The sequence below is a fragment of the Paracoccus sanguinis genome, from assembly GCF_012689545.1.
Lineage (GTDB): Bacteria > Pseudomonadota > Alphaproteobacteria > Rhodobacterales > Rhodobacteraceae > Paracoccus > Paracoccus panacisoli.
Map to the genome: position 1 here is coordinate 138,133 of NZ_CP051542.1, position 12,057 is coordinate 150,189.

8 protein-coding genes are annotated in these 12,057 nt (G+C 72.2%); 3 read left to right on the plus strand and 5 right to left on the minus strand.

Going from position 1 to position 12,057, the window contains the following annotated elements; all coding sequences use genetic code 11:
• Positions 1-125: 125 nt before the first annotated feature.
• From glmU to HGN31_RS00690, 3 genes are all read left to right on the plus strand, one after another.
• The gene (glmU, locus tag HGN31_RS00680; RefSeq protein ID WP_052176460.1) at positions 126-1,412 is read left to right on the plus strand and encodes a bifunctional UDP-N-acetylglucosamine diphosphorylase/glucosamine-1-phosphate N-acetyltransferase GlmU; all 1,287 of its coding nucleotides are present in this window, start codon (positions 126-128) and stop codon (positions 1,410-1,412) included.
• Between the two features lie 3 nt (positions 1,413-1,415).
• Entirely contained in the window at positions 1,416-3,233 is a 1,818-nt protein-coding gene (gene glmS / locus HGN31_RS00685) for a glutamine--fructose-6-phosphate transaminase (isomerizing) (protein ID WP_168782015.1), read from the plus strand.
• Positions 3,234-3,412: 179 nt separating this feature from the next.
• Positions 3,413-4,111 carry a phosphatase PAP2 family protein gene (locus HGN31_RS00690; RefSeq protein WP_168782016.1) on the plus strand — a complete coding sequence of 233 codons (699 nt, stop codon included), beginning with the start codon at positions 3,413-3,415 and terminating at the stop codon, positions 4,109-4,111.
• Positions 4,112-4,962: 851 nt separating this feature from the next.
• Here the strand turns inward: HGN31_RS00690 and urtE are convergent.
• From urtE to urtA, 5 genes are all read right to left on the minus strand, one after another.
• Complete coding sequence (gene urtE / locus HGN31_RS00695; protein WP_168782017.1) at positions 4,963-5,664, minus strand: urea ABC transporter ATP-binding subunit UrtE; 702 nt, start codon at positions 5,662-5,664, stop codon at positions 4,963-4,965.
• Positions 5,665-5,680: 16 nt separating this feature from the next.
• A complete protein-coding gene (gene urtD / locus HGN31_RS00700; RefSeq protein ID WP_168782018.1) occupies positions 5,681-6,421 on the minus strand; it encodes an urea ABC transporter ATP-binding protein UrtD in 741 nt (246 codons plus the stop codon).
• A complete protein-coding gene (gene urtC / locus HGN31_RS00705; protein WP_168782019.1) occupies positions 6,418-7,641 on the minus strand; it encodes an urea ABC transporter permease subunit UrtC in 1,224 nt (407 codons plus the stop codon). The genes urtD and urtC overlap by 4 nt, the downstream gene beginning before the upstream one ends.
• Before the next feature lie 15 nt (positions 7,642-7,656).
• Positions 7,657-9,882 carry an urea ABC transporter permease subunit UrtB gene (urtB, locus tag HGN31_RS00710; protein ID WP_244961074.1) on the minus strand — a complete coding sequence of 742 codons (2,226 nt, stop codon included), beginning with the start codon at positions 9,880-9,882 and terminating at the stop codon, positions 7,657-7,659.
• 535 nt (positions 9,883-10,417) lie between these two features.
• Positions 10,418-11,701: an urea ABC transporter substrate-binding protein gene (gene urtA, locus HGN31_RS00715; RefSeq protein ID WP_168782020.1), complete on the minus strand. Its 1,284-nt coding sequence runs from the start codon at positions 11,699-11,701 to the stop codon at positions 10,418-10,420.
• Between the last annotated feature and the right edge of the window lie 356 nt (positions 11,702-12,057).

Consider the following 12,057-nt stretch of genomic DNA (forward strand, 5'->3'; position numbering starts at 1 on the left):
TGGCGGACGAACGCGCGGCCGGGCAGGGCCATTCGGAACAGGTGGCCGCCGGGGACTCGCGCGGGGCGCCCGCTCCGACGCAGCCGGTGGCGCTGGTGGTGCTGGCCGCGGGGCAGGGCAGCCGGATGCTGTCGGACCTGCCCAAGGTGCTGCACCGGCTGGGCGGCGTGCCGCTGGTCGGCCACGCGCTCGCCGCCGGGCGCAGCCTCGATCCCGCGCGGGTCGTCGTGGTCGCGGGCCACGGCGCCGAGGCGGTGACGAAGGCGGTCGGCAAGCTCGACCCCGAGGCGCAGGTGGCGCTGCAGGCCGAGCAGCTCGGCACCGGCCACGCGGTCGCGCAGGCGCTGCCGCTGCTCGAGGGGTTCGCGGGCCGGGTCGTGGTGCTTTACGGCGACACGCCCTTCATCTCGGCCGAGACGCTGGCGGCGCTGGCCGCGCACCCCGCCGACGTGGTCGTGCTGGGGTTCGAGGCCGCCGATCCCGGCCGCTACGGGCGGCTGATCGTCAAGGGCGACACGCTCGACCGGATCGTCGAGTTCAAGGATGCCGACGAGGCGACCCGGCAGGTCGCGCTCTGCAATTCGGGCGTCATGGCGGTCGAGGCGGCGCTGCTGGCCGAGCTCGTCGGCCGGCTCGGCAACGACAACGCGGCCGGCGAATACTACCTCACCGACATCGTGGGCCTTGCCCGCGCCGAGGGACGCACGGCGGCCGTGGTGACCTGCGACGAGGCCGAGACGCTGGGGATCAACACCCGCGCCGAACTCGCCGCCGCCGAGGCCGCGTTCCAGGCCCGCAAGCGCGCCGAGGCCGTCGAGGCGGGCGTGGCGCTGGCCGACCCCGCGACGGTCTGGTTCGCCCCCGACACCGCCATCGGCCGCGATGCGGTGATCGGGCAGAACGTGGTGTTCGGCCCCGGCGTGACGGTCGAGAGCGGGGCCGAGATCCTGCCCTTCTGCCATCTCGAGGGCTGCCACGTCAGCGCCGGCGCCACGGTCGGCCCGTTCGCCCGGCTGCGCCCGGGCGCGGAACTCGGCGGCGACGTCCATGTCGGGAACTTCGTCGAGATCAAGAACAGCGTGCTCGACGCCGGCGTGAAGGTCGGCCACCTGACCTATCTCGGCGACGCCCATGTGGGCGAGCGCGCCAACATCGGCGCGGGCACGGTGACCTGCAACTATGACGGCGTCGGCAAGCACCGGACCGAGATCGGCGCGGACGCCTTCATCGGGTCGGACACGATGCTGGTGGCGCCGGTGCGTGTGGGGGCGCGGGCGATGACCGGTTCGGGCTCGGTGATCACGGCCGACATCCCCGACGACGCGCTGGGGCTCGGCCGCGCCCGGCAGGTGACGAAACCCGGCCTCGCGGCCCGCATCATGCAGGCGCTGCGCGCCGCCAAGGGACGATAAATCATGTGTGGAATCATCGGCATCCTCGGCAACCACCAGGTCGGGCCGCAGTTGGTCGAGGCGCTGCAGCGGCTCGAATATCGCGGCTATGACAGCGCCGGGGTGGCGACGGTGGACGACGCCGGCCGCCTCGACCGCCGCCGTGCGGTGGGCAAGCTCGTCAACCTGTCGGACCGGCTGGTGCTCAACCCGCTCGAGGGGCGCAGCGGGATCGGCCACACCCGCTGGGCCACCCACGGCGCCGCGACCGAGGGCAACGCCCACCCGCACCGCCACGGGCCCGTCGCGGTCGTCCACAACGGCATCATCGAGAACTTCCGCGAGTTGCGCGCCGAGCTCGCTGCCGAGGGGATCGTCCCCGAAAGCGAGACCGACACCGAGACCGTGGCGCTCTTGACCGGGCACCACATGGCCCAGGGGATGGCGCCGCTCGACGCGGTGCGCGCGACGCTTTCGCGGCTGCGCGGCGCCTTCGCGCTCGCGTTCCTCTTCGAGGGCGAGGGCGACCTGATGATCGGCGCCCGCAAGGGCAGCCCGCTCGCGCTCGGGCATGGCGAGGGCGAGATGTTCCTCGGCTCGGACGCCATCGCGCTGGCGCCGTTCACCGACCTCGTGACCTATCTCGAGGACGGCGATCACGTGGTCCTGACCCGCGGCGGCGCGCAGGTCTATGATGCCGAGGGGCGGCTGGTGAACCGCGAGGCCGCGCGCATCGACGTGGGCACCACCGCCATCGACAAGGGCGGCTACCGCCATTTCATGGCCAAGGAGATCGCCCAGCAGCCCGGCGTGCTGGCCGACGCGCTGTCGCATTACATCAAGGACGGGCGGATCGTCATGCCGGAGACCGTCGATTTCACCGGCGTCGAGCGCGTCACGCTGGTCGGCTGCGGCACCGCCTATTACGCCGCCTGGGTGGCGAAATACTGGTTCGAGCGGATCGCGGGCCTGCCGGCCGAGGTCGATGTCGCGTCCGAGTTCCGCTACCGCGAGCCGCCGCTGTCGCCGCGCTCGTGGGCGATCTTCGTCAGCCAGTCGGGCGAGACGGCGGACACGCTCGCGGCGCTGCACTACTGCAAGGACAAGGTGGCGCGGACGCTCGGGGTGGTGAACGTGGGCACCTCGGCCATCGCGCGCGAGGCCGACGTGGCGCTGCCGATCATGGCGGGCGTCGAGGTCGGCGTGGCCTCAACCAAGGCCTTCACCTGCCAGTTGGCGGTGCTTGCGGTGCTGGCGCTCAAGGCGGCGCAGGATCGCGGCGTGCTCGACCCGGCGTCGCTCTCGGCGCATCTGGATGACCTGCTGTCGATCCCGGCGCTGGTCAGCCAGGCGGTGGGGACGAGCGACGACTGCAAGCGGCTGGCGGGCTGGCTCTCCGAGGCGCAGGACGTGCTGTTCCTGGGTCGCGGGGCGCTGTATCCGATCGCGCTCGAGGGGGCGCTGAAGCTCAAGGAAATCAGCTATATCCACGCCGAAGGCTATGCATCGGGCGAACTCAAGCACGGGCCCATCGCGCTCGTGGACCGGATGGTGCCGGTGGTGGTCGTGGCGCCGTCCGACCCGCTGTTCGAGAAGACCGTCTCGAACATGCAGGAGGTGATGGCGCGGCAGGGGCCCGTGCTGCTCGTCTCGGACGCCGAGGGGATTGCCGCGGCGGGCGAGGGGGTGCACGCCGCGCTGACGATGCCGGCCGGGGGCGGGGCGTTCGCGCCGATCGTGCACGCGGTGCCGATGCAGCTGCTCGCCTATCACACGGCGGTCGCCAAGGGGACCGACGTGGACCAGCCGCGCAACCTCGCCAAGTCGGTGACGGTCGAGTAGCGCCGCCCGGCGACCCCGGACAGGGCGGAAACAGCGATGCACGATCCCTGCAGGGTTCGTGCATCGTTCATGCGATGTTCATGCACAGTTCATGCGAACGCGTCGCGGCGTGACCAGCCGCGGTGCAACCCGAGCGGCGCATCGCGGGTTCGGTGGCGGCATCGCAAGGGGATCAGGCCATGAACGACCGCACAGTCCGCGACACGGGCGCGCCGAAGGCAGACGAGGATGTCGGCCTGATCGAGCGGATCGAGGCCGCCGACGTGGCTCTGTCAGAAGAGGCGGGGAAGCTGCGCGACCATCCGCTCGTCGAGGCGGCGGGCGCGGCGAGCGAGATCGCCGACCAGCCCCCGGCGCTGCAACTCGCGGCGCTGGCTGTGGCGGCCGGGGTGCTCGCCGGGCGGCCGCGGCTGGCCGAGGGCGGGGTGCGGGCGTTCCTCGCCCTGACCGTGGCGATCCAGACCAAGGCGGCGATCAAGAAGGCGGTGGTGCGCACCCGGCCCTACAAGCTGCTGGACGAGGGGCATTACGAGACTGGCGTCGGCGGCCCGGATGAGCACCCCTACAACTCGTTCCCGTCGGGCCACACCGCGGACGCCTTTGCCGCCGCGCAGGCGATCGGGCGGGTGGCGCCGGGGTTGCGGGGACCGGCGCTGGGGCTCGCTGCGCTGATCGGGCTGGTCCAGGTGCCGCGGGCGACGCATCATCTCGCGGATGTGGTGGCGGGTGCGGCGGTCGGCGTCGCCGCCGAGGCCGCCGTCGCGGCCGCGATTGGGGTGATCCCGCAAGAGGAGATGCGGCGGGTGCGGATGGGCGTGGCGCGGCGTTCGTGGCTGCCGGGCGCGGGGCGTGGCGAGGAGCGGACGGGTCGGGGGTGAGTGGGGCGGGAGGGCGGTGTGATCGGGTGACGTTGAGAGATGCCGGGCGTGCCATGCGGCCTCCAGTCTGTAGCAGCGCTTTCGCGGCGCGCCATCCCCCGGGGTTGGGGCGTGGCTTCAATTGGCGCGTGCCGGGGTGGCGGTCCTTTTAGGCGGCTTGGCCCGTAAAGGGGGCTCCGCCCCCGCCGACCCTGCGGGCCGACTCCCCCGGGATATTTGGGCAAGGAAGAATGGGCCGGTGGAGGGCGTCCATCGGAAGCACGCAGGCGGGGCGGGGAGGTCTCGCTCAGTGTAGTTGTTGCTGCCTTCTGCGCCGAGATCCGGCTAGGGAGCGGGGGCGCACGTTACTCGCCCAGCGGGTCGGACGCGCAGGGGTGCGATGGCGCCGGACGCGCGCCGCTCCCGCAATCAGACGAGAGGAGTGGTGGGAACGGTCGGGGCCGGGCGTGTTGACCGAGAGGGGCGTTATGGAGCGTGACACACGTGGCTGCTGCGATCGGACGAGGGGGACGGGGCCGGCACGCCGCGCACAGCGTCTTGAGCGGCAGGGGATGCTCCGGCGCCCGGGCTCGTAGCGCTGCCGGTGGGCCCCACGCTTAAAGGCTTACGGCGGTGTGCCGAACGATGCTATCGCTTTGATGTGTGGCCGGTTCCTCGAAACGCATGGCTGCCTCGTGGGATGGCCTCCGACCTGCGCCATTGCCCACTAAGGTGTGCGAAAATCGGTGCGGGCAAGCAAGCAGACCTTAGGAGTAGGGCAGATCGTCTATGACCCGCACGCCATCGCCCGACGCTGATCTCGCCGGCCGCACAATCGGTGCAGCGCCCTCACCCCACCGGACCCATCCACCTCACCCCATCGCCGACAGGCGCTGCCGCACCGCCTCGCGCTCTACGTCGCCGCGCGGCCCGGACAGCACCGCGCGGCCGCGGTCCATCACCGTGATGCGGTCGCCGAGTGACCAGGCGAAGTCGAAATACTGCTCGACCAGCACGATCGCCATCTCGCCCGCGTCGCGCAGCGCGGTGATGACCCGGCCGATCTGGGCGATGATGTTGGGCTGGATGCCCTCGGTCGGCTCGTCCATCAACAGCACCTTCGGCCGGATCACCAGCGCCCGGGCGATGGCGAGCTGCTGCTGCTGGCCGCCCGACAGGTCGCCGCCGCGGCGGTGGGCCATCTCGGCCAGCACCGGGAAGCTGTCGTAGACCGCATCCGGCACCCGCCGCGCGCCGCGGGGCAGGCAGCCGAGCCCGGTCTCGAGGTTCTCGCGCACCGTCAGCATCGGAAAGATCGCCCGCCCCTGCGGCACATAGGCGACGCCCCGCCGGGCCATGCCCTGCGCGGTCACCCGCCCCAGCCGCTCGCCCATCAGCCGCAGCTCGCCGCCCGAGCGGGGGTGGCGCCCGGCCAGCAGGTTCATCAGCGAGGTCTTGCCCACGCCGTTGTTGCCCATCACGCAGGCGACCTCGCCCGGGGCGGCGCTCAGCGACACGCCGTGCAGGATCTGGCTGCCGCCATAGTGCAGCGTCACGTTCTCGGCCTCGATCATCGCGGTGTTCCCTTCCCTAGCGGCCCAGATAGACGTCGATCACCTGCGCATTGGCCGAGACGTGGTCGAGCGACCCCTCGGCCAGCACCGCGCCCTGGTGCAGCACGGTGACCTTGCAGTCGAGGCGGCGCACGAACTCCATGTCATGCTCGACAACCACCACGGCGCGGGTCTCGGCCAGACGACGCAAGAGCGCCGTGGTCGCCTCGCGCTCGGCGAGCGTCATGCCGGCGGCGGGCTCGTCCACCAGCAGCAGCCTCGGCTCGGACGCGAGCAGCATTCCGATCTCGAGCCACTGCTTCTGCCCGTGGCACAGCTCGCCGGCCTTGCGGTGAAGCTGGTCCCCCAGCCCGACCTCGGCCGCGAGCGCCGCCACCCGGGCGCGGCTGGCGGACGTCGGGCGCCAGCGCAGCACCGCCAGCGGCCCGCGCGCGGCCTTGAGCGCGAGGGTCAGGTTCTCGGCAACGCTCTGATCCTCGAACACCGTGGGGCGTTGGAACTTGCGGCCGATGCCGGCGCGGGCGATCCGCGCCTCGGACATCCCGACCAGCGAGACCGAGCGCTCGCCCCACAGCACGTCGCCCGTGTCGGGGCGGGTCTTGCCGGTCACGATGTCCATGAAGGTGGTCTTGCCGGCGCCGTTCGGGCCGATGATGGCGCGGAGCTCGGCCGGGCCGATGGCGAAGGACAGGCCGTTGATGGCGCGGAACCCGTCGAAGGTCTTGCTGACGCCGGAAACTTCAAGAAGCGCGCTCATGCCTGGGCCTCGCGTTCGCGCAGCGCGCCGAGGTCGGGGCCGAGGTCGGCGCCGTGCCGGCGTGGGGGGCGCAGGCGCATGAGCGCATCCCAGAGCGACGAGAGCCCGCGCGGCGCCAGCAGGGTCACGGCGACGAAGCCGAAGCCGAGCAGCACCTGCCACCAGTCCACCCAGCGGATGGTCAGCGGCCCGAGGGTGAGGTCGGGGGCGCGGCCGCCGGTGAACCAGCTCGACAGCAGCGACACGGCGATGGCGCCGACGATGGCGCCGTAGATGCGCCCGCGCCCGCCGATCGCCACCCAGACGGCGAGGTAGATCGAGGCGATGGGCATCAGCTCGGCCGGGTTGATGATCCCCGCCTGCGGGTAGTAGAGCGCGCCGGCCACCCCGCAGATCATCGCCGAGAGCGTGAAGACGGTCAGCTTGAAGGTCTCGACCGGATAGCCGAGGAAGCGCACCCGCGCCTCGTCGTCGCGGATGGCGCGGATCACGCTGCCGAACTTGCCGCCGGTGATCCAGGTCGCGAGCACCATCCCGCAGGCGAGCGCGAAGGCGGACGCCCAGAGGAAGCGGATCGAGATCACCGATTGCGGCACGTCGGCCGCGCCGGGGATGTTCTGCAAGCCCGACAGCCCGTTGTTGCCGCGAAAGCCCGCGTCGTTCTGGAAGAGCCACAGCGCCAGCGCCAGCGTCATCGCCTGGGTCAGGATCGAGAGATAGACCCCGTTGACCCGCGCCCGGAAGGCGAGCCAGCCGAAGAGCGCGGCCAGCAGGCCGGGCACGGCGAGGACGAGCACGAGTTGCGCGGGCAGGGAGTGGGCGAAGGCCCAGCTCCACGGCAGGTCGGTCGAGCCGACGACGCCGAAGATCTGCGCGGCGGTGCCCTGCGCCAGCTCGGCGGGGGTGGGGGGGATGGGGGCGGTGGCCAGCGTCGCCGCGACGCCCTCGGCGGTGCGGGCATACATCAGCCACTGGCCGATCATGTAGCCGCCGAGCGCGAAGAAGGCCATGTGGCCGAGCGACAGGATGCCCGCGTAGCCCCAGACGAGGTCCATCGCCACCGCAGCAAGCGCGAGGCAGAGGGTCTTGCCCAGAAGCTTGACGGTCGAGGTGGCGAGCGCGCCCAAGCCGTAGGCCTCGGACCCCAGCGTGATGGCGAGCGTGGCGAGCGCCAGCAGCGTGAGCGCGGTGAGCAGCGCGGGGTGGCGGCGGATCAGCATGGGTGGGCCCCTCCCTCAGGCCGCGGCGGCCCGGCCCCGCTGCGGCATGATCCCGCGCGGCCGGAACTGGATGAAGACGATGATGAAGAGGATCATGAAGGTCTGGGCGGCGAGCGTGTTGCCGGGGTTCATGACCTCGATCCCCTTCTGCAGCCCGCCGATCAGGGCGGCGCCGGCGAGCGTGCCCCAGATGTTGCCGACCCCGCCCACGACGACCGTCATGAAGCTCTGCACGATGTAGTCGCTGCCGAGCTCGGATGTGACCTTGGCGAAGAGGCCGATGGCCACGCCCGCGATGCCGGCGATGCCCGAGCCGAGGCCGAAGGTCAGCATGGCGATGCGGTCGGGGTCGATCCCCATGCTGGCCGCCATGCCGGGGTTCTGGGTCACGGCGCGGACCTGCAGCCCCAGGCGGGTGCGGTTCATGATGACCACGAAGAGGGCGAGGAACATGAGCGCGAGGACGAAGATCGCCACCCGGATCGACGAGATCTGGATCGTCTCGCCCCAGCCGACCGACCCCTCGAGCCAGGCCGGCGCGGTCAGCGGCCGGGCCTGGGTGCCGAACACGTTCTTGGCGATCTGCTGGAGCGCGATGGACACCCCGAAGGTCGCCAGCAGCGTCTCGAGCGGGCGGCGCGCGAGGCGACGGATGACGACGCGGTAGAGCACCACCCCGGCCAGCGCGGTGACGAGGAACGCCGCCGGCAGCGCCACGATCAGCGACAGCGTGCGGTTGGCGATCAGCGTCTGGACGACGTAGCCGGTATAGGCGCCCATCATGATGAACTCGCCATGCGCCATGTTGATGACGCCCATGACGCCGAAGGTGATGGCGAGGCCGATGGCGGCGAGGAAGTAGATCGAGGCCAGCGACAGCGCGTCGAGCGCGAGGTCGGCGGCCTGCGCCGCGCCCTGCCGGACCGCCATGCCGCGCAGGGCGGCGCGGGCGGCGTCGGTCACGGCAGGGTCCGGCTCGACATAGACATCGGCGAAGCGGTGGGCGGCCAGCGCCGCGTCGATCTCGGCGGTGGTGGCGGCGTCGGGGACGCGGCGCGCGGCGGCGAGCGCCTCGTAGGCGGCATCGCGGCGGGCGGGGTCCGAGAGGTCCGCGACCGGCACCCCGCCCACGGCGCCGTCGGCGAGATGGGCAGCGAGCGCGGCCTTCTGCGCGGCGGGGTCGAGGGGCGCGGGGGCGAGGCCCTGGTCCACGAGCAGCGCATAGGCGGCCTCGCGCCCGATGTCCTCGCCCGGCGTCAGGGTGGCGGCGACGTTGGCGCCCTCGGGCAGGGCGGGGGCGGCGATGCGGGTGGTGGCGAGGAGCGGGTTGAGCACCGCCTGGAAATCCGCGCCGGTGTCGCGGCCGAAGCTGTCGATGGCGGCGAGGCGGGCGGTCTGCTGGGTGTCGAAGCGCACCGTGAGCAGCCGCCCCAGCCGGTCGCGGCGCTGGGCGAGAGCCGGGTCGGGCTCGGGCGCGGCGGAGCGGATGGCGGCGAGATGCGCGGCCTCGGGCGCGCGGGCGATGGCGTCAAGCGCCGCGGCGCGCCGGGCCGGGTCGGGGTCCGAGAGCTGCGCGGGCACCAGCGCCGCGGCGATCAGCGCCCGGACGCCGGAGTTGGGTTTCAGCACCTCCCACTCGGCGGTGACCGGGGCGCCGGTGATGGCGTCGGTGGCAGTGTCGGGCGTGTCGGCCGCGACGATGACGAAGCGGCCGTCTGGGGTGCGGCCGAGGCGGCGGTCCTGCCAGGCGGCGAGCACCTCGGCCCCGCCGGCGGCGGCGAGGGCGGCGATGGCGGGGGCGACGGTCTGGCGCGAGGGGCGGGCGATCTGGTCGGCGTGCGTGGCGAGGGCCTCGGCGAGGGGGGCGGCGGGGTTGGGGGCGGACGTGGCTGCTGGTAAAGGCGCAGGGTCGGCGGCGGGAGCAGTGGACGGCGCTGCGGCGGGGGCCGGTGCATGGTCAGCCGGCGTCGCCGGGGAGGCGGTCGGCGCGGCGGCGGGGGCCGATGCGGCCGGGGTCGCCGGGGATGGAGTGGCGTCGCCGACTGGAGCAGCGGTCGGCGCGGCTGTGGGAGCCGCTGCGGGGTCAACCGTGGTCGCGGGTGCGGGCTCGGCGTCAGCAGGGGCCGCTGCGGGCGTCGCGGCTAATGGCGCTTCGACCGGCGTCTCCGCGGTGACCTGAGCCATCACGGGAAGGGCGGGGAGCGCGAGCAGCACGAGAAGGGCGTGGATCAGGGGACGCATGGACCTGCCGAGGTTCAGGAAGGGGGGCCTCGCCCCGGGCGACCGTGAGGCGCTGCGGGGCGGGGCGGCGGTGAGGGGCGCGGGCCGTGAGTTGGCCCGAGCCGGGGTCGGGGCGACGCGATCAGGACGCAGGGCGACCTGAGCGAACGGCGCCCGGGGGCGGGCAAGGCCGGGCGTCCCGGGTTGCCGGGCCGGGTGGCCGAGGCGAAGGCGAGGCGGACCGGGCGCCGCCCGCGCGGCGATCTGGCCGAGGGTGGTTAGGGCTGCGTTCGACCGACTGTCTGTCGCCGCTCTTGGACCCTGACGTCTGGCGACCCGCCGAGCCACGTTGGAGGGCCAACCGAGCGGGACCTGGACCAGACACTCCGCGGGGACCGCGCGAACCTTGGGCTAGTCGCTCCGCGGGGACCGAGCGGGGCTGCCGAACAGCACAGGACCATCCCGCAATTCGAAGGTGACCCGACCCATCCGACGCACCGGCATCACAGGCGAACCCGGGGGCAGGGGCGGCGCGCGGGACGCCGCCCCGATCCCGTCAGTAGTTCGACTTCACCTGCACGCAGCTCTGCGTCTCGGTGTTCCACATCCCGCATTTCTTGCCCGGCCAGTCGGCGTCGAGCTTGGCGCTCTCGGGCAGGAAGTCGGTCCAGGCGTCGCCGGCGACCGGCTCGGTCTGGCTCACGATGTCGAACTGGCCGTCGTCGCGGATCTCGCCGATCAGGACCGGCTTGGTCAGGTGGTGGTTGGGCAGCACCTTGGCCACACCCCCGGTCAGGTTCGGCACCTCGACCCCGACGATCGCGTCCAGCACCTTGTCGGTGTCGGTGGACCCGGCCTTCTCGACCGCGTTGACCCAAGCCTCGAAGCCGAGCTTCGTCGCCTCCATCGGGTCGTTGGTCACGCGCTTGTCGTTGCCGGTGAACTTGTGCCAGCCCTCGATGAAAGCCTTGTTCTCGGGCGTGTCGGCCGACTGGAAGTAGTTCCAGGCCGCAAGGTGGCCGGCGAGGTTCTTGGTGTCGAGACCCGACAGCTCCTCCTCGCCGACCGAGAAGGCCATCACCGGGATGTCCTCGGCCGAGACGCCGGCGGCGGCGAGCTCCTTGTAGAAGCCCACGTTGGCGTCGCCGTTGATGGTCGAGACGACGCCGACCTTCTTGCCGTCCTTGCCGAGCGCCACCACGTCGGCCACGATCTTCGACCAGTCCGAGTGGCCGAAGGGCGTGTAGTTCACGAAGATGTCGCCCTGCGCCACGCCCTTCGACTTGAGGTAGCTTTCAAGGATCGTGTTGGTGGTGCGCGGATAGACGTAGTCGGTCCCGAGCAGCGCCCATTTCTCGACCCCCAGCTCGTCGGCCATGTAGTCCACGGCCGGGATCGCCTGCTGGTTCGGGGCGGCGCCGGTGTAGATGACGTTCTTCGAGGATTCCTCGCCCTCGTACTGGACGGGGTAGAAGAGCAGGCCGTTCAGTTCCTCGACGACCGGCAGCACCGACTTGCGGCTGACGCTGGTCCAGCAGCCGAAGATCGCGTCCACGCCCTGCACCGAGATCAGCTCGCGCGCCTTTTCGGCAAAGAGCGGCCAGTCCGAGGCGGGGTCGACCACCACCGCCTCGATCTTCTTGCCCAGCAGCCCGCCCTTGGCGTTCTGCTGGTCCACCATCATCAGGACCGTGTCCTTGAGCGTGGTTTCCGAGATCGCCATGGTGCCGGACAGCGAGTGCAGCACGCCGATCTTGATCGTGTCGTCGGCCGCCGCGGCCGGTCCGGCCAGCGCCAGCGCCAGCGCGGCGCCGGCCATGAGGTGAGTGTAGCGGTTCATCCTGTCCCCTGTTCGCGGGCCGCGCGCCCCCCATCCGCCCGCGGCAGGCGGGGCGGTGCAGGGTGAGTGCACGGTCGATTCGGTCTTTTTGGCAGCGGGCGGGCGGTCCGTCCCGGCAGGCTCGGGCGGCGCCCTTTGCACCTGCAGAAAGCCCGGCCGCGCGCCATGCGGCAACGCGGCACGGCGCAATCGCGGCGCGGATTCCGCCTGTGGCGCTTTTCCGGTCGCGCTGCTGCGGGGGTTGCCGCCAAAACGGGCAGGCGGCGTTTCGCGCGGCCCGCGCGCGGCGCTGCGAAACCGCTTGCCGGGCGGGGCGGTCGGGCCGCTAAACTCTCTTGACCGGCGGGGGCGGGGTG